We start from the raw sequence: 22,714 nt of genomic DNA, 5'->3' as shown, positions 1-22,714 counted from the left end.
ATTTGGATGGATTTGTGTATTTTGTAAGGTTAGCTGATATAGACTGTGCTGCCAGAAATCATATTGTCGTAGAACCATTTGGCGTTTTCTACAGAGAAACGAATGCAGCCTTGAGATGCTTTTTGTCCAAGAACACCTTTGTTTTCTAGTAAATAAGTTCCTGTTTTATCATATATAATTGAGTGATATAGATAATTTGTACCTATAAAGCCAAATGCATATTTACAGCAATAACCTTTGTTTTGTCCAAAGCTTGGGACTTTGTAGGTTAAGGCAAATGTGCCTTTTGGTGTAGGTGTAGAATCTCTACCCGTGGAACAGATAAATGATTTGATAAGCTTCCAATTATTTTTGCTACCTTCAAAAATATATGTACGTTGTTCATCTATTCTAGTCCAAATTAAATATTTTGTTGGACTACTTAGAGATTTATTATTAATTGCATTTTCTATAGTACTTAATTGATTAGCAGTGATTGTATCACCATAGTTAGTAATTACACGAGAAGCTTGTTTTTGATGAGAGTATTCTTTAAGAAGCGTTGTATCAAGTTGTCCTAAGTAACTAGAATTATTATAACTAATTGTGTTACCAGCTACGCTTTCTACGATTGTAGCAAGATATAATGTATCTTTATCATTGACTTGTGGGGTACGTGAAAGGACTTCACCAGATTTTAAGGCATAGTTGCTTTCTTTTATGATAGCTTCATCTTTCCAATAAAGATCTAAAAGAGAAATATTTAAATGTTCATTAGAAAAGTTTTTAAGCTTTGTTTCCGTAGCAACAACAGGAAGTGTTTGACCAGGAATGAATTTACAAACATCGCCATATATAGCAAGTGTACCAAATTGACGAAGTGCAGCTAAAGGAATGAAGGTACGTTCGTCACAAGTAATTGATTGAGTAAACATATTACCTAGTTGAACAGTTCCATTATAAAATTTGAAAGGTTTTAGATTTACAGAAATAGCGGAAGCTGTTGAAAGTGTAGTTTTAAGTGGTGCAGAAATGTTGATTGTATTATTGTTATTTGTAATGATACAACCAAGTTTTTTTAAGTCAGCAATTGCAATGTAGTTTGTGTTATAAGCTTTGTAAGTATTAATAGAAACATCTTCGTATACTAATTTTAAACTACTATTTTTTAGTGTACCTAGAACATAAGTAGTATTAGGTTTTGCAAATAAACTTGCAGGGAAGATGAGGACTAATACTAAGAGTAAAACTAATCGCTTCTTTGTCATTTAAGACACCTCACTTATTATAAAAAATTATTAGTAAAATATGGAAGTTATGTTTTAATTATAATGTGCTGGAAAAATTAAATAAATTGATAAATTGTTAGAAAATTTAAAGCCTAATATGGAAATAACTAGTAAAATTTAACTTTGTAGTATAATTTAGGAGAAGATAGTCCATACTCTAACTGTATTTCAAAAATGAGATAGATAGAGGGAGATGGATTATGAATCAAGCAACATACAAAAGAAAATATAATACTGAAGATACAAAAGAAGTTATTATAAAGGCTTTTTTAGGCGTACTTGTAGGCTTTTTGTTTATAGTAGTGTATAGTGTATGTTATACATTAGGCGGTAAAATAAAATTACCGGAGATGTTTTCTAAAGTTCAAATGATAGATAAACCAGCGTGGAATTTACAACTTGTAAATGCTGAAAATGTAATTCCAGATCAATATGATATAGATTTAATTTTATTAAGGAATGGCCAATCGGTAGATCGTAGGATTTATGATGAATTACAGGAAATGATGGATGATGCTAGGGCAGAAGGACTAACACCTTTGATTTGTTCATCTTATCGTTCTCATGATAAGCAAATAAGTCTTTTTAATCAGGAAGTTAGTGCATATATGAATCAAGGCTATTCAAGAGAAGAGGCTATAGAAAATGCTTCTAAGTGGGTAGCTATACCTGGGACAAGTGAACATGAATTAGGCTTAGCTGTAGATATTGTTTCGGTGGGAAATCAAATTTTAGATCAATCCCAAGAACAAACACCGGAACAGAAGTGGCTCATGGACAATTGCTATAAATATGGATTTATCTTACGTTATCCAGCAGATAAAAGTGAAATTACAGGTATATCATATGAACCATGGCATTACCGTTATGTTGGTAAAAGTGCAGCAAAAATGATTAAGGAACAAAATATTTGTTTAGAAGAATACCTAGAAGGTCTAAAATAAATAATAAATAAGGCGAGATTATTGTATAGGAGTAGTCTCGTTTTAATTTATTAAAAAAGAAATTAAAATGATGATAATGGGGGGCAAAGTTTAATGAAGTAATGATAAATAAAGTTGGGGATGGAAAAATGGAGAATATTGTAGAGTTAATTAAGGAGTTCAGTAAATGTGAGGAAGTAGAAAGCATTGCATTGGGAGGATTTAGAGCTATGATTCGAGATCAGATTATAATCTATACGTATATGTAAATGTGCCCTTAGCAGTAGAAAAAAGAAAAATAATTTTAGAAAAGTATTGTAGCTACATAGAAATAAATAATACTTATAGGGAGTTAGAGGATAATTGCGTGCTTTATTGAGGATAAACCGCACCGAGTGCATCTGTAAAACCATTTAAACCATCGATACAGAAAACTAAGACTTGTCTAATGCCACTTGTTTTTAAATCATTTAAAACAGAAAGCCAAAACTTACTTGTTTCGTTTGCACCAATCCATATGCCTAATACATATTTTTTACCGTCCATATTTACACCAATAGCAACATATGTAGCCTTATTCACAATCTGTTTATCATCAAGGACTTTATAGTGAATAGCATCTAAAAAGATAATACTTTATCTTCAATGCCTGTAATGTTACGTTGATGCTTTTGAATAATTTGAGGTTCAAACTCTCCATTTCGATCTCTAGGAATATTTATTTCAACAGGTCCTAATTCAGATTTAACTGTTTTCTTGCTATAACCATTCCTACTGTTATTAGTAGTTTTATCTGAAACTTGATATTTATCATATCCTAGTTTTTCTTTTAGCTCAACTTCAAGAGCTTCTTGAAGTACATCTTTAAACATTTCCTTTAATAAATTTAATACATCATCTGTGCTGGCAAAATGCTGATTCTTAATAAATCCTTTAGTAATATTGACATAAAAAGCTCTTCCTTAAGATAGATTTGATTTTTTATAATCATTGCCTTAAGAAAGAGCTATTAATCAGTTTACACAAAATTTTATACAAGCTCTAAAGTGACCAAAGAATATTTCAATAGGAGCATTATCCCAACAGTTACCTCTTCTAGATATAGATTGAGTGATTCCAGCAGCTTTTAGTTGATCAGAATATTGTTTTCTAGTATATTGAAAATCTTGAGCTGTATGCAAAATACATTGTGAATCTAGTTCCATATGAAGTAGCTTATTTAGTGTATTTTGAACTAACATAGTATCATTTCTAAAGCTAAGGTCATATGCCATTATTTCATCGTTATATAAGTCTTTCACAGCATTTATATATATAAAGCGTTGTCTATTTTGTCCTGTTGGAATATATGTAATATCCATATACAGTTTTTGTAATGGCTTATCAGCTTTAAATTCTCTTGATAATAAATTCTCAGCAACTGTGCTAGGTTTAAACTTTCTTTTATATACTTTTTTTCGAATAATAGCTTGAATCTTTAATTAATTCTTTCATTAAGCGATATACTCGTTTATGATTGATATGATAACCTAGTTTATTTAAATATAAGCGTAATCTTTTTCTACCATATGTTCCTCTATAGTTCTTGTGAACATCTAACAAAACCTGCTTTATCTCTTCATTTTCTTTATCTTTAAATATTGATGATTTATCTTTTCTATTTAACCATTTATAATAGCCACTACGTGATACTCCTATCATTTTACACAGTTTACTAACATTATATTTAATAGACATATCATTTATTATCTTGAATAATTTAGCAGTTGGCACCTCCTTTACAGACTTTGTAACTTTTTAAGTATTCATTTTTCATACGTAAGTATTCTGATTCTTCTTCTAATGAATTAAATTTTGTTTTAGGCCTTCCTTTACGTATATTATTGGTGCTAATACATACTTTTTTATCAAAAGCACTATCTCTAGATTCATTATATTTTTTTTACCTAGCTCATAACTTCAGTATGATATTTTACCCCCAATTCCTTGACTACTTGACGATAACTATATCCTTGATTCAAGTACATCTGCACTGCGAGTAATTTAGTTTCTTTTGTATAATGATTAAATTTAGTTCCTTTTTTTAGCCATAAAAATCCCCTTCTAGTAATATACATTGATTTTAGTGGTGTTTTTACAATGTGTTTACTATTAGGGGATTATACTAACTCTGGTGGATTCTTATTATGCCAATCTTAATCTTTTAGTATTATATCTTCTTTAATATATTTCTTTAGATAGTTAGTATCTATAAACATTTCTAGATCTAATCTCTGGTATATAGTTCTACATTAATCCTAATAATTTTGTGATTAACATCCATTATGCTTTAGTAGCTTTTCTTGAGTCATTATCATTATAAAATAGAAACCAATAGAGATAAGATATTGATTTCAGATAGGAAAATTGCTAGGTCTCTATAAAATAAAGCGATTTTAAATGGTAAAAATACTAGTGTTTACATTGAAGAGCAAGAAGTAATTGGATATAAATGAAGTTTTGAAAAATGTTATATAATAAAGAAAATTTTAAAAAAAAGTAATAACAAAATCGAAATTGAATAAAGAAAATAATTATGATAAAATTTGGATAATAAAATATAAAGTAAAATATTAATTATATTAAAAGGAAGAATGGTAAGAAGGAGGGGGAAAATGCTGAAAATTAAAATCTATGGAGTAGGGGGACAAGGAGTAATCACAGCTGCTAAGGTTATTGCAAGAGCTGTAGGTGTTTATGAAAATAAATATGTAAAAATTATGCCTGCTTATGGACATGAGCAAAGAGGAGCAGCTGTTCATGTAGATATAATGATTAGTGAAGAAGAGATTTTAAGTAATTCATTTGTGTATACGCCAGATGTTGTTGTTGTTTTGGATACAATGATTAAAGAAAAAGGAATTGATATAAAAAAAGGAACACATAAATCTTCTGTATTAATTATGAATACTACTTCATCTATAGTAGCAATGCAGTGGGAATTTCCTACAACATATTGGGTAGATGCTACAGGGATTGCTAATCGAACCATAGGTTCTAACATTCCTAATATTGCTATATTAGGAGCAATAGCTAAGGTTGGAATTGTTAGTATAGAAGCAATAAAGGAAAGCTGTGAGTACTATTTTTGCAATAAAAGTATATTTAAGGAGATGGTTAATATAGCTTATGGAGACACAAGACAATGTTAAATATTTATTAGGCCCAGTTGCAGTGAATTTTGATAATACTAAGGTAGCAAAATGGTCTGAACTAAGGCCAGTAGTTATTGATGAATTATGTGTTGGATGTGGTCAGTGTATTTTATCATGTCCAAGTGGAGTAATAACGCTTAATGAAGAAACTAAAAAAATAGAGATATATGATAAATACTGTAAGTCATGTGGAATATGTTCTAATGTATGTATAAAAAAATCTATTAAAATGGTGAATTTAAATGATGAATCAGAGAGTTAATTCAAACGTAATGGTATTAGATGGAAATGAAGCAGCTGCAATGGCAATGAAAATGGCACGTGTTTCAGTAATGGCAGTATATCCAATTACACCACAAACTCCGCTTGCTGAAAGATTAGCACAAATGGTAGAAAAAAAAGAGATAGAAGGAAAATATATTTGTGTAGAGTCAGAGCATTCAGCAATATCTTATGTAATAGGAGCCCAATTAACGGGAGTAAGGGCTGGGACAGCAACGGCATCTGTTGGTTTAGCGTTAATGCATGAAGTGTTAGGTGTAGCTTCTGGTTGCCGTGTACCTATTGTTATGCCTGTAGTTAATCGCGCGCTGGTAGCGCCTTGGAGTTTATGGTGTGATCATCAAGATGCAATGGCAGAACGAGATAGTGGATGGTTACAAGTTTATGCTGAAAATGCTCAAGAGGTATTAGATTTGATACTAATGGGATATAGAATAGCAGAACATGAAAATGTCTTATTACCAATTATGATCTGTATGGATGGATTTTATGTGTCACATTCATTGCAAAAAGTATTGGTACCAGAACAAGTACAAGTAGATAAATTTATTCCTAAATATGAAGCAAAGAATCTAATACTAGATGTTAAAAAGCCGATGTTTATTAATAATTTAACCTCGCCAGATGAGTTCTGTGAAATGCGTTATCAACAGGATGTAGCTTTTAAAAATGCATTAGTAGAAATCCCTAGGGTTCAAAAAGAATTTAAAGAAGCCTTTGGAAGAGAATATGGACTTATTAACAGTTATGAATGTGAAGATGCTGAGGCTGTTATTGTTTGTATGGGATCAATGAGTGGAACTGTCAAATATGTTGTTAAGCAATTGAGAAAGAAAAATATTAAAGTGGGAGTAGTGAAGATAACATTCTTTAGACCATTCCCTAAAAAAGATTTAATAGAGGCATTAAGTGGAGTGAAAACTATTGGAGTTATTGATAGAAGCGCAGGTTTAGGAAGTCAAACAGGTCCATTGGGATTAGAAGTAGCTAGATGCTTGGGCAATAAAGATAAAAATATTATTAACTTTGTAGCAGGGCTTGGTGGAAGGGATATAACAGAAGAGATTATTGAGAAGATATATGATAATCTTCTTAAATTAGATTTTAATGAAGATAAGAATTGGATTGATTTGAAAGAAGATGCATTGCATATTAGAAGATATGAAATGGAAAGAGGACAATCTAATGAATAATAATTTAAAACATAATATTGTTGCACAAGGAGTTAGCACTTGTGCAGGATGTGGATTAGATATAGCTATTAGAAGAGTTTTGAATGTGTTAGGTGAAGAAACTATTATTGTTATACCACCAGGGTGTGCAGCATTGTTTTCTGGCTATGGTAATTGTACTGCCATGAAGATACCTGGATTTCAAGGGAATCTTGAAAACACAGCTGCATATGCAGCAGGTATCCGTTCAGGTTTAGAAGCACAAGGAAAAAATAATATTAATGTAGTTGGATTTGCTGGTGATGGAGCAACTGTAGACATTGGGCTGCAATCTCTTTCAGGTGTACTTGAGAGGGGAGAAAAGGTTATTTATGTTTGTTACGATAATGAAGCGTATATGAATACTGGAAATCAAAGAAGTGGATCAACACCATTAAATGCAACAACTAAAACTACTCCAGGCAGTAAGTTAGTTCCTAAAAAGAATATGTTAGAGATAGTAATGGCACATCATATACCTTATGTGGCTTCAGCATCTATTGGATATATAAAAGATTTAGAAAGAAAAGTTCAAAAGGCAAAAGATGTTCAAGGACCGAGTTATATACATATCCATACACCTTGTCCTACAGGGTGGGGATTTGAACCACATTTAACAGTCGAAATAGCAAGAAAAGCAGTATTATCAGGAATGTGGGAGTTATTTGAAGTTATAGATGGAAATAAAGTTAGTACTATGCAAGTAACAAATTCTGTTACACCTGAAGAATATATGTGTGAACAAAGACGTTTTAAATAATGTAGTAAGTAAAAGCGGGGAAAAATGATGAATAAGCAAAAAATAGAATCTAAGTACTGGAATCCTTATTTAGAAACTTTGGATTATGAAAAAATAAAAAGACTACAATTAAGAAAATTTAAAGATATTTTAAAATATGCATTTGACAACTCATTATTATATAGAGAGATATACGAAGAAGCTGGTCTTAAACCAGAAGATATCCAATCATTTGAGGATATTCAAAAAGTACCTATTATAGATAAGAAGTATTTGATAAATATTTGGATGATAGAAGTTTTTATGGAGATGGTTTAGCGGTACCAGAAGAAGACGTAGTATTCTTTCATCAAACAAGTGGGACAACTAGTAGGCCACAACGGCAGCCAGATACTTTAGAAGATTGGTATTGGTGGGGAGAGTGTTGGGCAAGTGTATTATGGGCTCAAGGTGTAAGAAATACAGATCGTGTCTTAATTGGATTTAACTATAATTTGTTTATAGGCTTTTGGGGAGCGCATTATGGTTGTGAAAAAATTGGGGCAGAAATTTTATCTACTGGAGGACTTTCAACAGAACAGCGTTTAGATAAATTAATGGAATTAAAGATTACAACAATTGTTACGACACCAACATATGCCTTTAGATTAATGGAAGGGGCTGCTAGAAGAAATATAGATTTAAAGACTCTAGGAATTAAGAGAATTATATGTGCGGGTGAACCAGGTGCACTTATTCCAGAAACTAAAAAAGAATTAGAACAAGCATGGGGATGTGATGTTTTTGATCATATAGGCGCAACTGAGGTTGGGGCCTGGGGATATGAGTGTAGTAGTAAGTCAGGTGGGTTACATATTAATGAAAGTATGTTCTTAGTTGAACTTTTAGACATGGAAACTAAAGAAGTTATTACAGAACCAAATAAATATGGAATTGTAGTTATTACATCTTTAGACAGAAAGGGAAAACCTTGTATTCGATTTAATACTAATGATATTGCATGTTGGCAAGAAACAAGTTGTGAGTGTGGCAGAACATATCGTTTATTAAAAGGTGGTATAAGCGGTAGAGTAGATCATTTGATTAAAGCAAGAGGTACATTTATTACACCTGCAGTAATAGAAAATATTATTATGGCAAAGCCATATCTAACTAATGAATTTTTTATACAAATTAGTAAGAAGAGTACAGAAATATCTGTGCATATAGAAATACAACAAGATATAAATGGATTGGATGTTGAAAAGATTAAAGAAGAGCTTGAAGATGAAATTTATAAAAAAACTTCTTTAAGATTTAAAGTTGTATTAGAACAGTACGGAAAACTAGCAAGAAGTGATACTAAGTCAAGAAGATTAATTGATTTACGAAAGGAATCCTAAATCATGAAAGAAGAAATAGATATTCAACAATTACAAGAATTAGTTCATGTTATAGATGAAAATTTAACTGAGTTATATCACATGGGAGAAGACTTCCCTTTTATTAAGGCCAATGTAAAACAAATGCAAGCACTTATAAAATTAGTAAATCTGGAATGTGCAGATGTAGATTAGGGGGAAAGGGATGAATGAAAATTTAAATGATGAATATCTTGATTCTATGAATTTTTTAAATGAGATAAGCATCAATTATCCACAAGCAATTTCATTTGCATCAGGTCGCCCTAAAGAAGAATTATTTGAAGTGGAGACAATTGTAGATGGTATAAAAGATTATGTAAAAAACAATAAGTCAGATACTAGTTCTTATAAAGATTTTTTTAATTATTTAGGTCAATATAATAAGACCAAAGGAATAATCAATGAAGAAATCTGTCAGTTAGTAAAAAATGATGAAGATATTGTAGTTTCATCTGAGGAGATTATTCTTACAGATGGAGCACAAGAAGCTATGGCTATTATTATTAATACTATATTTTCAAAGAAGGATGAAGTATTGTTGGTAAGAGATCCTTCTTATGTAGGATTAATTGGTTATGCTAAGATTGCAGGAATACCTATTGAATGGATTAAGAGTGATAAGGGGCAAGTAGATATAGAAGGGCTAGAAGAGACAATAAAACGTATTATTAAGACAGGAAAAAGACCACGAGCTCTTTATGAGGTACCAGATTTTCATAATCCTATGGGAAATTATATGTCATTAGATGACAGAAAGAGTTTAATTGGCTTAGCAGAAAAATATGGATTTTATATTATAGAAGATAATCCATATGGTTATTTTAGATATGAAGTTGATAAAATTCCTACTTTAAAAGCACTTGATCAAAATAATCATGTACTTTACATAGGCTCATTTGCAAAATCTATCTTTCCATCTATTAGAATAGGATATTTGATAGTTAATAAAGAAATGGTAGAGGATTGCAAAAAAGTAAAAAGTTTTATGACAGTTAATACATCAACTCTTTTACAGGCAATGGTAGGAGGGCTTATTAGACGGGAGAATTATTCATTAGAAGAATTCTGTCAAGCTAAGGTTCAAGCCTGTAAAAAAGTAGGGATTTATTATTAAAAGAGCTTGAAAAGAATATAGATACAGGATGGCGATGGCAAGTACCATGCGGTGGTTTCTTTTTAGTACTAGAATTACCATTTAAGATGACAGATGAGTTATTACTTGAATGTGTAGAAAAATATGGTGTAATTGTCTGTCCAATGTATATGTTTAGTTTGGATTCTAAAAAGGAGACTCGACAAGTACGTTTAGCTTTTAGCAATATTAATCCAGAGCAGATAAATGATGGGATTACAAGATTAGCTAATTTTGTTAGGAGTAAGCTATGAAAGTAGAAAAAGAAAATGTAAAAGATATTCTTCCATTAACAGCTATGCAGAAAGGGGTATTATTCCATTACTTATCCAACAAAGCTGATAATCAGTATACAGAACAAGTAGAAATTATAATAGAAGGAGACTTGTTAGTAGAGGATATAGTAGAAGCATGGCAACAAGTTATTGAACATAATGAAGTTTTACGCTCAGTATTTAAATGGGAAGGACTAAGTAATGAAATACAGATTATCCTGAAAGAATATAAGCCTAATATAAATTTTCAGGATTTATCCAATTATCAGGGTAAAGAGTTAGGATTAATTGTAGAAAAAATAAAGAAGGATGAGATTGCAAAAGGATTTGATTTGAAAGATGTGCCACAAAGATTAGTGATTTGTAGAGCAAGTACAAGAGTATATCATTTAATTATTACACATCACCATATATTATACGATGGTTGGAGTAATGGGATTTTATTAAAGGAATTGCTATCAGTATGTAAAACTTTAAAAGAAGAAAGGTCATATGAATGGCCATTTAAAAGTAGTCTAAAACCTATTTTAAAGTATTTAGTACAAGATAGAAGTAAAGATAATGCTTGTTATTGGAAAAAGTATTTAGAAGGATATGATATTAAAAAAAGTTTACTAAGTAGTAGTTCTAATAACAAAGAAATACAAAATATAGGAATGTATAGTATCGTTTTTGAGGAAGAATTAGTTAAAGAAATGAATATGTTTGCAAAAGAGCATGAGATGACATTGGCAACACTTTTTTATACAGCATGGGGAATTGCTTTACAAAAGAAATTAAATATTGAAGATGTTGTTTTGGGAACAGTGGTATCAGGAAGAAATATACCAGTTTTAGGAATAGATCAAGTGATAGGTATGTTTATTAATACTATTCCATTAAGAATTAACACACAAAAGAATCAGACTGCACTGCAACTTTTGCAACAAATAAATGAAAGTTTAAGAGTAAGGAATGATTATGTACATACACCACTAAATGAAGTGTGCAAGGCTATTAATTGCAATAAGAACACGCATATCTTCGACACGATACTGATTATAGAAAATTACCCTATTGATGAAATGCTATTGCTAGAAGATGAGAAGATAAAAGTAGTAGGGTATAGTAGTTTTGAAGAAAAAACAAGTAGTGCTATTACTGTAGGGATACAACTATTTAAAGAGTATCACGTAAATATTAAGTATGATTTAGATAGGATATCAGAAGTGGAGATAAAATGGTTAATAGACGACTGGTATAATATATTAAAGAAATTAGTGCATAATTCAATGGAATCAGTAGATAGCATAATTTATTTTAAAGAAGAGATAGAAGAGTTTAATATTAACGATTTAGAACTTAATTTTGACTTTTAGAAGGGGAGAATTTAAAATGATGAATTACTTTTGTATGCCAGCAGATTTTAAGAAAGAAACAATTGATAAATATGCAGCTATTAATGAAGAATATAAAGACTCAAAGATTATAGAAACTTACGGAAATATCACAATTAACAATATTATACAATCAGGAAGAGCGGAGCATGATTTACAAAAAATAGATATATATGACTTACAAGAATATGTAGCATATTCTAAAGAAAAAGGTATTGATTTTAATTACACAATGAATTCACCACATCTTAATAATAAAGAATTTACACCAGAAGGAATTCAAGAGATTAAAGCCTTTTTAGCAAAGCTCTATGAAATAGGTGTAAGAACAATAACAGTCGCATTACCTACTATGATAGAGATTATACAATCAATGCCATATGAATTTAACATTGTAACATCTACATTATGCCAGGTATTTAATCCTAATAAGGCAAAAGAATTAAAAAATAAAAGTGTTAAAAGAGTTGTTGTTGATGAATCTATAAATCGTGACTTTGGACAACTAAAAGGAATCGCGAGACATTTCTATGGAAATGTAGAAATTATAGTTAACCCAATTTGTTATAAAGACTGTGTATACAGAATGTTCCATTATAACGAAATTGCAACGGACTCAATTAATCAATGTGGCAATACCAGTGTAAATTACTATGAACATCGTTGTGTATTACAAAGATATCAAAGAATAAGTAATTTATTAAGAATGAGTTGGATTAGACCAGAAGACTTAAAATATTATACAAATATTGGGATTAACTATTTTAAATTACAAGGAAGACAATTAGTACATAGACCAGAAGCTGATCCGGTAAAAACAGTTCGAGCTTATTGTAACCAAGACTTTGATGGAGATGTATTTGACTTAATTAATATGTTCCATGATATAAATAAATTTAAAATTTATTTAGATAATAAAAAGTTAGAAGGATTTATAAAACCTTTTGTAGAAAAAGATGATTTCTGTGCACATGACTGTGAGAAATGTAAGTATTGTGATAACTTCTCTGAAAAAGTTATTGATTATAAAAAGGCAGAAGAAGTTATTCAATATGCTAAAGATTTTTATAATGAATTTGATAAATTTACAGTAGAACTTAGAAAAGATATAAATGAAGACCAAAAAGATAAGGATGCACAATTAGACATAGAATTTGACTTATAGAGGGGTAAAGGTTAATGGAAGATAAATTTTTAATTGCAAAGACTTATTGGTTAGAACAATTATCAGATGATAGTGTAAATTATGATTTTTTATCTGATTTACCACAAACAAAAGAAGTAAAGTGTGAAAAAGAAGTATGTATAGTTAATAATGAAGTTAGTGAAAAGATAAATAAAATTTGTAAGAAGGATGCTTATGCAGTACTTGTATTTATGTTAAGTGCATTTAACATAATGAGATATAAATTTACTGGAAATAATAAAGTTTATACTGCATTACCTGCATTGAAACAACAAAAATATGATTATCCTATAATTGTAAAAAATGAATTAGATGATAATAAAAACTTTAAAGAACTATTAAACGAAGTAAAAACATTAATAGTAAATGGTTACAAAAACAATTTTTATCCAGTTAAAAAGGTAATTAATACGATTAATGGATCAGAGAAAAATAATCTTTTTAATATATTTTTTGAAATAGAATCAGTTCACCAAGCAACTGATTTAAAAAAACTTTTTACAGAAAATGGAACAAACTTCATTTTTAAGATTCAAACAGAGAGTGAACAATTAAAAGTAGAGGTTACTTATAATAGTTGCGTATTTTACAAGACAACTATACAACAATTATTACAACGTTATATGAATATTCTTTCACAAATTTTAAATAATAGTGGGCAAAGGTTAAAAGATTATAAAGTTATTACTGAAAAAGAGAAACAACAGATTTTAAGTCAATTTAATAAAGATATACCAGCTGATAAGAAGTTTGGTTCTGTTCAAGAAAGATTTGAAGAGCAAGTGAATAAGTCACTAGAAAAAGTGGCATTAATTAGTAATGGTGTAAGTTTAACATATCAAGAGTTAAATAAAAAAGCAAATCAATTAGTAAGTCTTTTAATAGATAAAGGGATTAAAAAAGGGGATATAGTGGGCATAGTTGCCAAGCCTGTGCCTGAAACAATAGTAGCCTTAATAGCTATTCTTAAAGCAGGTGGAGTATATCTACCATTAGATATCGATTATCCTATTGATCGTATTCAGTATATGATTGAAGATTCTCAGGTTAAGGTTATACTTTATGATGGTGAATTGAGCGGAAGCTTTAAAGAAATAGAGTATAAGGGAGAATTTGTGGATATAAGAGGAGCCCTTAATAGTGAAGTCTCAGAAAGTTTAGTAGAATCTTTGAAATCTGATGAAAGAGATTTAGCATATGTTTTATATACATCAGGTTCAACGGGCAAACCCAAAGGAGTATTGATTGAACACCGAGGAATCACTAGTCTTGTAAAGAACACAAGTTTTATTGATTTACGAGAATCAGATAACTTATTAATGACTGGTGCATTCATATTTGATATTTCTACCTTTGAAGTTTGGGGACCTTTATTAAATGGTTTAACACTTCATTTAGTTGATAGACAAGTTGTACTAGATCCATTTAAATTAGGAGAATATATTCAACAAAATAAAATTACAATATTACATTTAATACCACAGTTATTTAATCAAGTGTATGCATGTAATATAGAGGTATTTAAAAAGCTAAGATATTTCCTAATAGGTGGAGATTTAGTAAGACCAAAATATTTAAATGATTTACGTAATGAATGTACAGACTTGAAAATCTGTCATATGTATGGACCTACAGAAAATACGACTTTCTCTACAAGTTTATTAGTTGAAAAAACTTATAAAAACACTTTGCCAATTGGTAAACCGATCGATTATTCTAATGTATATATTTTCAATAAATGGAATGAGCTTCAGCCAATAGGTATACCGGGTGAAATTTATGTAGGTGGTGCAGGAATTGCACGTGGATATCTTAATAAAGAAGATTTAACCAAAGCTAATTTTATTGCTAATCCATATCTTGAAGGAGAAAAAATATATAAGACAGGAGATTATGGACGTTGGTTAGCTGATGGCACATTAGAATTTTTAGGACGAAGAGATAAGCAAGTAAAAGTACGTGGATCACGTTTAGAGATTGGTGAAATAGAACAGAAAATTTTAGAGTATGATGACATTTCTCAAGTAATTGTTTTAGTTAAAGGAGGAAATGAAGCTGATAATAGCTTAGTTGCATACTTTGTAGCAGATAAAGAAATTAAGATTAATGAATTAAAGGCATTTATGGCAAAAGCGTTACCAGAGTATATGATACCTAGTAGCTTTATTAGTATAGATACTGTTCCAATGACTCCTAATGGAAAAGTAGATGAATCAGCACTTTTAGCATTAAGAAATTATAATCAAGAGGAATATGTAGCTCCTGAAAATGAAATAGAAGAGCAGTTAGCAGTAATTTGGGCAGAAGTATTAGCTTTAGATTCAAAACAAATTAGTGTAACAGCAGATTTCTTTGAATTAGGAGGACATTCATTAAAGGTAACAATATTAACTTCTAAAATTTATAAAGCATTACAAGTTAAAGTTTCAATTATGGATTTCTTCGAAGTAGCAACCATTAGAAAACTTGCTGAATATATAAGTGTTCAAAAACAAAATAATGTTTCTAAGATTAATAAAGTTACAGTACAAGAGCAATACCCATTATCATCTGCTCAAAGAAGATTATATTTCTTACAAACTTTAGATAAATCAAGTACAGCATATAATATGAGTGCTATGTACAATTTAACAGGGAAACTTAATAAAGAATTACTTGAAGAAAGTTTTAAAAAATTAGTAGATCGTCATGAAAGTTTACATACAATATTCTTATTTAAAGATGGACAATTGGGGCAAAAAGTATTAGATGATTATTTATTTAATATTGAATATTTCAAAGCTACACAAGATCAGATTGAGGATATAATTACTCAATTTACTAAACCTTTCGATTTAAGTAAATTGCCATTAATGCGTATAGGCGTTGTTGAATTAGAAGTAGAAAGATATATGCTGTTAGTTGATTTACATCATATTATAGCAGATGCTGTTTCAACACAAGTCTTAGTAAAAGAATTGTTTGAGTTATATAATGGACAACAACTTGAAAAGGTTGAAGTAACATATAAGGATTATACAATATGGCAAATAGATAAGAAAGAGAGTTTAACTAATGAAAGACAATATTGGTTAAATGACTTTGAAAATGGTGTTCCTGAATTAAATATGGTAACAGACTTTAAACGTCCTGAAATTCAAAACTTTGAAGGAGAAAGAATAAGGTTTAAAGTTAATAAAGAAAAGATACAATTACTTAATGAAATGGCATTAAGTAATGATGCAACATTATATATGGTACTTATGTCTGCATATTTTGTTATGCTCAATAAATTATCAGGGCAAAATGATTTAGTAGTAGGTACCGTTACATCAGGTAGAACACATCCTGACGTAGAAAATATTGTAGGAATGTTTGCAAATACATTACCTATTCACATTAATATTGATCCAAGTGCAAGTATTACTTCTTTAATTAATAATGTTAAGAATAAAGTATTAGGGGCTATTCAAAATCAAGAATATCAATTTGAAGATTTAATTGATGAATTAAATATTGAACGAAATACAAATAGAAATCCATTATTTGATACAATGTTCTCTTATGAAGTTGGAATGGATGATGAAATTAAATTACCTGGTATTACGGTTAAACCTTATGAATACTTACGCCATACTTCTAAATTTGACTTTACATTATTTGTTAAACAAGAAGAGTCAGATTTTGTTTTTGAATTTGAATACTGTACTAAATTATATAAAGCTACAACTGTGGAAAGAATGGCTCACTACTATGAAAGAATAATTAATTGTTTCTTAGAAGGAATAGATCAAGTTAAGGAAATTAGTTTATTAACTACAGAAGAAGAACAAGCTATAAAACAAAATAATAGTAATCAAGTAGTCTTTTCTGAGAATCAGACAATACAAGCATTATTTGAAAAATGTGTACTAAAAACACCTGATAATATAGCGATACAAAGTGGTAAAAAAGAAATTACGTATAAAGAATTAAAGGTGTTATCAGATAAGGTGGCAGCACAGTTAGAAAAATTAAATGTTAAAAAAGGTGATGTTGTAGCTGTAATGATGCCACAGTGTGAACAGTTTATTATTAGTATTTTAGGTATATTAAAAGTAGGTGCAACATATTTACCAATTGATCCAACATTACCTGAGGCACGTATTAGATTTATGATACAAGATAGTAATACGCGTGTTGTATTAGTACAAGAAAATATTTCAATTGAATTACCAGATGAAGTAGTTTGTGCAAATGTTAATGCAGCTGATTTTTATGAAATAGCACCTAAAGATTTTATAGAAGTAGGGAATTCAGAAGATATTATTTATATTATTTATACATCAGGTACAACAGGTAATCCTAAAGGATGTTTAATTAAGCAAAAAGGTGTTGTTAACTATATTGAATGGGCTATTAAACAATACTTTGAAGATGAACATGTATATTTCCCATTCTATTCATCAGTAGCATTTGACTTAACTGTAACATCTATTTTTACACCATTAATTAGTTCAAATACAGTAGTTGTTTACCCTAAAGAAATGGATGTATTAAACAGAATAGTAGAAGAAAATATTAGCACTATCATAAAGGTTACACCAACTCATTTAAGACTACTTTTAGATTTAGATTGTTCTAATAGTTCAATTAAAAAGATTATTGTTGGTGGGGAACAATTAACAACTGAATTAGCACAAAAAATTTATGATAAATTTAATGGCGAGGTTGAAATTTTTAATGAGTATGGACCGACTGAAACTGTTGTAGGATGTATGATCCATAAATATGATCCTAGTGAAAATGATAGAGTTGCAGTACCAATCGGTGAGGCAATCCAAAATATGACGGTTTATCTTTTAGATGAACAAGGAAATGTATGCCCACCAAATGTAATTGGAGAAATTTATATTGATGGGGTTGGGGTTTCGCCAGGCTATTTAAATAATTCTGAAATGAATAAGAAATGTTTTGTGCTTAGTTTATCTAATTCAACACTTTATAAAACAGGTGATTTAGGAATTTATTTAGAGGACGGTAAACTTGAATATGTAGGAAGAAAAGATAAACAAATAAAATTAAGAGGATATCGTATTGAGATTGAAGAAATTGAACGTCAAATTTTAGAATGTAAAGATGTTAAAAATGTAGCAGTTGTAATTAAAGAAAGAGGCAGTGAAGATCAATTTTTATGTGCATATATTTTAAGCGATTCAATAATAGATGAAGAAGTCATTAAAAAAAGCTTAAAAACACAGCTTCCTGAGTATATGATACCATCTTATTTTGTACAAATAGAGAGTTTCCCAATTGCTGCAAGTGGGAAATTAGATACCGAGAGCTTACCAATGCCTACACAGTTTACAGAAGTTAAAGAAGAAGTTAATCTAGAATTGATGAGTCAAACAGAACAAGAGATTTATGAAGTTTGGACACAATATTTAGGAATAACGAATATACAGTTAGATGATAATTTCTTTGATTTAGGTGGTAATTCATTTTTATTAATGAAGATGCATCAACAACTAAATAAAACTTATAATTTTATGAAAATAACAGATTTCTTTAAATACAAAACGATTAGTGAGTTGGCTAGTTATATCAAGAGTCAAGAAACAGTAGAAAAATTAGAACAGATGTCATTTGGCGTACAGTTTGCAGAAGAGTACTTTAACGTTACGAATAATATAAGAAAAGCCAATAGTTATAGATTTTTAAAACCAGAATTAAGAAATCAAGATGTTATGAGCATTATTGATAAGCATAAATTAGTTGTAGAAGAAATTTACATTGCATTATTAGGGTTTACACTTTCACAAATAACAGGTGAAAAACAAATCACCTTAAATATGCCACTTAAAAAAGGTAATTGTGATAGATATTGTTTAGATGTTAATTACGAAGATTATAAAGAAATGAATGATTTATTCGAAGGCATTCATAGACAAATAAAAGAACCTGTAGAATCAAGACTCTATAATAGTAAAGATTATTTACAAGTTGCTAAGAAAAAACATGATGGATGTGCAAATGTATTTATATCAATGAATGATACAGGGGCAGTAAGCGTAGAAAAGAATATACCATATGATTTAGTTGTAACACTAGATGATAATGTAGGAGAATTTGAGGTTTCATTTAATAATGAATTGCTAAATGGAGAAAAACTACAAGACTTAATAAGTATTTATGCTCGATTTTTAAATAATATTTTGTGTAAGTAGGTGACATATATGAGTGGTTTGCTAGATGCTTTTAATAATGCTCAGAAAGATAAAACTCAATATACCAATTAGTTCAAACTAAAGATATTCAAGATGACATTGCCATTATTGGCGTGGCATTAAAACTCCCTTATGCAAATAATTTAGAAGAATTATACCAGGTATTGGTGAATAAAAGAGATTGTGTAGGATATCCTTGTCCAAAAAGAAAAGCTGATATTACAAAGATGTTAGCGTTTAAGGGAATTGATTCTAGCAAGTATTATTTTAAGGAAGCAGCTTTGTTAGAATCGATTGATGAGTTTGATTTAAAATTTTTTAGAATGTCTGTTAAAGAAGCTAGTTTAATGGATCCGTTACAGAGGATATTTTTACAAACAGCCCAGCATGCTTTTGAAGATGCTGGGTATAGTGAAAAATCATTAAAGGGAAGTAAAACAGCAGTTTTTATAGGTCGTCCTCATCCAACTAATTATTATGAGTATGTTAAAGAAATTGAACCAGAAATGGCAGTTTTAGCAGGAGCAGGAAATATTGAGGCTATTATATCAAGTCGTATTGCATATCTTTTAGATTTAAAAGGTCCATGTTTATCAGTAGATACTGCATGTTCATCAGGACTAACAGCATTACATTTAGCTTGTCAGTCTTTAAAAAATGAGGAAAGTGAAATGGCCTTAGTTGGGGGGATTAATTTATTGATAAATCCAACTCGTTGTTATGGCGAAGCAGTTCCTGATATCGAATCTTCTACTAATAGGGCACATACATTTAGTGTTGAAGCTGATGGAACTGGCCAAGGTGAAGGCTGTATTACTATAGTTATAAAGAGACTAGAGCAGGCTGTTAAAGACAAAAATCATATTTATGCAGTTATTAAAGGAAGTGCGTTGAATAATGATGGAAGTTCTATAGGTATTACAGCACCTAATATAGAAGCACAAGAAGCTGTCATTAAAGAAGCTTTAGAAAATAGCAGAATTAATCCGGAAACAATTAATTATGTTGAAGCACATGGGACAGGAACTAAGTTAGGAGATCCGATAGAGGTAGAAGCAATAACTAATGCCTATAGATGTTATACTAATAAAAAACAATTTTGCGGTATTGGCTCAATAAAAACAAATTATGGTCACTTAGATTCAGCTTCTGGGCTATTAGGACTTTTAAAAGTAATTATTTCCTTGAAGTATAAACAACTTTTACCAAATATTAATTTTACTAAATCTAATCCTAAGATAGATTTCATTAATTCTCCATTTTATGTTGTGAATGAAATGAAGTCATGTCCTGAGCTAAAGAGATGTGGTCTTAGTTCATTTGGGTTGAGTGGAACAAATTGTCATATGATTATAGAAGAAGCACCAGAGAATAAAACAATATATGAGCAGGAAAATAAAAAATACATATTACCTATTTCTGCAAAAAATGAAGTGGTTCTTAAAGAGTATATACAGAAGTATATAGATTTTTTAACTGCACATAAAGATATTAATTTATTTGATGTTTGTTATACAGCTCAAGTAGGAAGAAATCATTATAACAGGCGTATAGCTGTAGTAGGAAGAGATATATATGAAATTTGTAGTAAGTTAGAAAAAGGTTTACAAGAAAATAATTTTAGTAAGATTAATAAAAAAGGTGAATTAAGAAGCGATGAACTAACTCATTTAGGAGAAGAAGATATTGTTACAAAGTTTAATCAAGGGTGGTATGTTGTGTGGGAAGAATTATATTCTGAGGAAATAGGAAATATAGTTTCATTACCGAGTTATCCATATGAAAAAACAAGATGTTGGATAGATATACCAGAAGTCATAGAAAAAAGTAATGAGAAGATGGGTGAAAATATAATGCAGAATAGCAAACAAGAAGCTAAAATCTTAGAGGAATTACAAGAGTTTGTAGGTAAGCTATTTGATATAGATGCTTCTGAAGTTGAAACGGATGTAGATTATTTCGATTTAGGTATAGATTCTATTTTAATTATTCAATTAAAACAAGAAGTTAAAAATAGATATGATATTGAAGTAACAGCAGATCAACTTTTTGATGAGATTAATACACTAGAGATTTTAGCAAAATACATTAAAGAAAACTCAGTAGAATCGGTAATTAATGAAGAAGAATCAGTAGTAAAGACAGTCGAAGTATCCAACTGCGCACAAGAAAGTTTAAATGAAGATTTAGTTTTGGAAGAAGAACAAAATGAGGTTATAGATTTTGAAGGCATAGTACAAGATGTAAATCTTAATGCTATTAATAGTAATCAAAATGAAACGGAAAAAATCATTAAAGCTCAATTAAGTTTAATGGCACAACAGTTGAAGTTATTATCAGGCAATACTTCTAAGATAAAAACTACTACAACTCAAGTACAAACACACAAAATACCTAAAGAAAATAAAATATCTAAAGTACATAAAGCAGTTGAAGAGAAAAAGGTTGTTGATGTAGTTAAAGCAAATAATATACCTAGTAATGTAAGGGATGAGGATAATTTACTCAAGAAATTCTTAGTAAAAACAAATACATCTTTTAATGAGGAACAACGAGAATATTTAAAGAAATTAGTTGATAAGTATGTTGCTAAAACTAAAACTTCTAGAGAGTTAGCTGACAAATACCGTAAATCGTTAGCTAATGGACGTTCTATTCAAGGATTTACAAGAGATTGGAAACCATTAATTTATCCAATCCTTGCAAAAGATGCTAAAGGCTCAACAATGTGGGACGTAGATGGCAATGAATATATTGATTTTGCTATGGGATTTGGTGCAAATCTTTTTGGATATAATGACCCTGAAATTAGTAAAGCTATAGCGGGGAAATTGGATAAAGGTATTGTGTTAGGAGCAATGACTCAACTTCCAAGTAAAGTTGCAAAACAGTTTGCTGATCTTGTAAATGTAGAGAGAGTTGGTTTCTGTAATTCAGGAACGGAAGCTGTCATGAATATGGTAAGAATAGCTAGAGCAACGACGGGAAAAGATAAAATTGTTATGTTTGAAGGATCTTTCCATGGTACATTTGATGGCGTTTATGTGAGTAGAGATGCTTCTAATCTTACAGAACACCCAATACCACTTAGTTTAGGAACACCATATAATATGGTGAAAGATGTTTTATTACTAAAATATGGTGATAAACAATCTCTTGAAATAATAAGAAAACATGCAGATGAATTAGCAGGTATTTTAGTTGAACCTATTCAGAGTAGAAATCCAGAAAATCAACCAAAAGAATTTCTGCAAGAGTTAAGAAAAATTTCTGATGATTTAGGATTGGCATTGATGTTTGACGAAGTTATTACAGGATTTAGAGTACATCCACAAGGAGCACAAGCTTATTTTGGTATTCAAGCTGATTTAATTGCATATGGAAAAATTATAGGTGGAGGTTTACCAATAGGTATTTTTGCTGGTAAAGCGAAGTATATGGACCGCGTTGATGGTGGAATGTGGCGTTATGATGATAATTCTGCACCAAGTGGTTTTCTTGCTCATACAGGTGGAACATTCTGTCACCATCATTAGCAAT

At 30.0% G+C, this 22,714-nt stretch carries 17 protein-coding genes and 1 pseudogene; 14 read left to right on the top strand and 4 right to left on the bottom strand.

What is annotated here, in order from left to right:
• Window positions 1-29: 29 nt before the first annotated feature.
• Window positions 30-1,247 (bottom strand): L,D-transpeptidase, encoded by a 1,218-nt coding sequence (locus JCM14822_RS11430; protein WP_054742475.1) that lies wholly within the window; start codon window positions 1,245-1,247, stop codon window positions 30-32.
• Between the two features lie 221 nt (window positions 1,248-1,468).
• Between JCM14822_RS11430 and JCM14822_RS11425 the strand changes: the two genes are divergently transcribed.
• Entirely contained in the window at window positions 1,469-2,212 is a 744-nt protein-coding gene (locus tag JCM14822_RS11425; RefSeq protein WP_054742473.1) for a M15 family metallopeptidase, read from the top strand.
• Between the two features lie 354 nt (window positions 2,213-2,566).
• On the opposite strand, the pseudogene JCM14822_RS21920 reads toward JCM14822_RS11425, so the two are convergent.
• The 3 genes and pseudogenes from JCM14822_RS21920 to JCM14822_RS25030 all read right to left on the bottom strand — a co-directional run.
• A pseudogene (locus JCM14822_RS21920) lies at window positions 2,567-3,069 on the bottom strand (transposase); the annotation flags it as partial.
• 135 nt (window positions 3,070-3,204) lie between these two features.
• Complete coding sequence (locus JCM14822_RS11410; protein ID WP_278287213.1) at window positions 3,205-3,654, bottom strand: DDE-type integrase/transposase/recombinase; 450 nt, start codon at window positions 3,652-3,654, stop codon at window positions 3,205-3,207.
• Window positions 3,635-3,892 carry an IS3 family transposase gene (locus tag JCM14822_RS25030; protein ID WP_408606202.1) on the bottom strand — a complete coding sequence of 86 codons (258 nt, stop codon included), beginning with the start codon at window positions 3,890-3,892 and terminating at the stop codon, window positions 3,635-3,637. Before JCM14822_RS25030 ends, JCM14822_RS11410 begins: the two co-directional genes overlap by 20 nt.
• Window positions 3,893-4,845: 953 nt before the next feature.
• On the opposite strand from JCM14822_RS25030, the gene JCM14822_RS11400 reads away from it, so the two are divergent.
• Genes JCM14822_RS11400 through JCM14822_RS11345 form a run of 13 tightly spaced genes read left to right on the top strand, consistent with a single transcriptional unit; the run spans window position 4,846 to window position 22,710 of the window.
• The gene (locus JCM14822_RS11400; protein ID WP_054742463.1) at window positions 4,846-5,382 is read left to right on the top strand and encodes a 2-oxoacid:acceptor oxidoreductase family protein; all 537 of its coding nucleotides are present in this window, start codon (window positions 4,846-4,848) and stop codon (window positions 5,380-5,382) included.
• Entirely contained in the window at window positions 5,360-5,647 is a 288-nt protein-coding gene (locus JCM14822_RS11395) for a 4Fe-4S dicluster domain-containing protein (RefSeq protein WP_054742461.1), read from the top strand. Before JCM14822_RS11400 ends, JCM14822_RS11395 begins: the two co-directional genes overlap by 23 nt.
• Window positions 5,628-6,860 (top strand): transketolase C-terminal domain-containing protein, encoded by a 1,233-nt coding sequence (locus tag JCM14822_RS11390; protein WP_242861492.1) that lies wholly within the window; start codon window positions 5,628-5,630, stop codon window positions 6,858-6,860. Before JCM14822_RS11395 ends, JCM14822_RS11390 begins: the two co-directional genes overlap by 20 nt.
• Window positions 6,853-7,638 (top strand): thiamine pyrophosphate-dependent enzyme, encoded by a 786-nt coding sequence (locus JCM14822_RS11385; RefSeq protein WP_083461409.1) that lies wholly within the window; start codon window positions 6,853-6,855, stop codon window positions 7,636-7,638. The genes JCM14822_RS11390 and JCM14822_RS11385 overlap by 8 nt, the downstream gene beginning before the upstream one ends.
• A 24-nt stretch (window positions 7,639-7,662) precedes the next feature.
• On the top strand, window positions 7,663-7,935 hold the full coding sequence (locus JCM14822_RS11380) for a hypothetical protein (RefSeq protein ID WP_054742459.1): 273 nt from the start codon (window positions 7,663-7,665) through the stop codon (window positions 7,933-7,935).
• Entirely contained in the window at window positions 7,902-8,999 is a 1,098-nt protein-coding gene (locus tag JCM14822_RS11375; protein ID WP_054742457.1) for a phenylacetate--CoA ligase family protein, read from the top strand. The genes JCM14822_RS11380 and JCM14822_RS11375 overlap by 34 nt, the downstream gene beginning before the upstream one ends.
• Window positions 9,000-9,002: 3 nt before the next feature.
• Window positions 9,003-9,173 carry a hypothetical protein gene (locus JCM14822_RS20295; RefSeq protein WP_157047728.1) on the top strand — a complete coding sequence of 57 codons (171 nt, stop codon included), beginning with the start codon at window positions 9,003-9,005 and terminating at the stop codon, window positions 9,171-9,173.
• Window positions 9,174-9,183: 10 nt separating this feature from the next.
• A complete protein-coding gene (locus JCM14822_RS11370) occupies window positions 9,184-10,134 on the top strand; it encodes an aminotransferase class I/II-fold pyridoxal phosphate-dependent enzyme (RefSeq protein ID WP_054742455.1) in 951 nt (316 codons plus the stop codon).
• A 17-nt stretch (window positions 10,135-10,151) separates the two neighbouring features.
• Window positions 10,152-10,406 carry a hypothetical protein gene (locus JCM14822_RS22605; protein WP_157047727.1) on the top strand — a complete coding sequence of 85 codons (255 nt, stop codon included), beginning with the start codon at window positions 10,152-10,154 and terminating at the stop codon, window positions 10,404-10,406.
• Window positions 10,403-11,785 (top strand): condensation domain-containing protein, encoded by a 1,383-nt coding sequence (locus tag JCM14822_RS11360; RefSeq protein WP_054742451.1) that lies wholly within the window; start codon window positions 10,403-10,405, stop codon window positions 11,783-11,785. The genes JCM14822_RS22605 and JCM14822_RS11360 overlap by 4 nt, the downstream gene beginning before the upstream one ends.
• A 16-nt stretch (window positions 11,786-11,801) precedes the next feature.
• On the top strand, window positions 11,802-12,968 hold the full coding sequence (locus JCM14822_RS11355) for a U32 family peptidase (protein ID WP_054742448.1): 1,167 nt from the start codon (window positions 11,802-11,804) through the stop codon (window positions 12,966-12,968).
• Window positions 12,969-12,982: 14 nt separating this feature from the next.
• Window positions 12,983-19,174 carry a non-ribosomal peptide synthetase gene (locus JCM14822_RS11350; protein WP_054742446.1) on the top strand — a complete coding sequence of 2,064 codons (6,192 nt, stop codon included), beginning with the start codon at window positions 12,983-12,985 and terminating at the stop codon, window positions 19,172-19,174.
• A 59-nt stretch (window positions 19,175-19,233) separates the two neighbouring features.
• A complete protein-coding gene (locus JCM14822_RS11345; protein WP_306307339.1) occupies window positions 19,234-22,710 on the top strand; it encodes an aminotransferase class III-fold pyridoxal phosphate-dependent enzyme in 3,477 nt (1,158 codons plus the stop codon).
• Window positions 22,711-22,714 lie beyond the last annotated feature (4 nt).

It is taken from the genome of Cellulosilyticum ruminicola JCM 14822 (assembly GCF_001311925.1).
GTDB classification, from domain to species: domain Bacteria; phylum Bacillota; class Clostridia; order Lachnospirales; family Cellulosilyticaceae; genus Cellulosilyticum; species Cellulosilyticum ruminicola.
The sequence above is the reverse complement of the archived record's forward strand: the minus strand, read 5'-3'. Positions and strand labels throughout refer to the sequence as shown.

Coding starts and splice junctions, on each gene's coding strand:
- JCM14822_RS11430 (WP_054742475.1), bottom strand. CDS start 1,247: ATGACAAAGAAGCGATTAGTTTTACTCTTAGTATTAGTCCTCATCTTC.
- JCM14822_RS11425 (WP_054742473.1), top strand. CDS start 1,469: ATGAATCAAGCAACATACAAAAGAAAATATAATACTGAAGATACAAAA.
- JCM14822_RS25030 (WP_408606202.1), bottom strand. CDS start 3,892: ATGATAGGAGTATCACGTAGTGGCTATTATAAATGGTTAAATAGAAAA.
- JCM14822_RS11400 (WP_054742463.1), top strand. CDS start 4,846: ATGCTGAAAATTAAAATCTATGGAGTAGGGGGACAAGGAGTAATCACA.
- JCM14822_RS11395 (WP_054742461.1), top strand. CDS start 5,360: ATGGAGACACAAGACAATGTTAAATATTTATTAGGCCCAGTTGCAGTG.
- JCM14822_RS11390 (WP_242861492.1), top strand. CDS start 5,628: ATGATGAATCAGAGAGTTAATTCAAACGTAATGGTATTAGATGGAAAT.
- JCM14822_RS11385 (WP_083461409.1), top strand. CDS start 6,853: ATGAATAATAATTTAAAACATAATATTGTTGCACAAGGAGTTAGCACT.
- JCM14822_RS11380 (WP_054742459.1), top strand. CDS start 7,663: ATGATGAATAAGCAAAAAATAGAATCTAAGTACTGGAATCCTTATTTA.
- JCM14822_RS20295 (WP_157047728.1), top strand. CDS start 9,003: ATGAAAGAAGAAATAGATATTCAACAATTACAAGAATTAGTTCATGTT.
- JCM14822_RS11370 (WP_054742455.1), top strand. CDS start 9,184: ATGAATGAAAATTTAAATGATGAATATCTTGATTCTATGAATTTTTTA.
- JCM14822_RS11360 (WP_054742451.1), top strand. CDS start 10,403: ATGAAAGTAGAAAAAGAAAATGTAAAAGATATTCTTCCATTAACAGCT.
- JCM14822_RS11355 (WP_054742448.1), top strand. CDS start 11,802: ATGATGAATTACTTTTGTATGCCAGCAGATTTTAAGAAAGAAACAATT.
- JCM14822_RS11350 (WP_054742446.1), top strand. CDS start 12,983: ATGGAAGATAAATTTTTAATTGCAAAGACTTATTGGTTAGAACAATTA.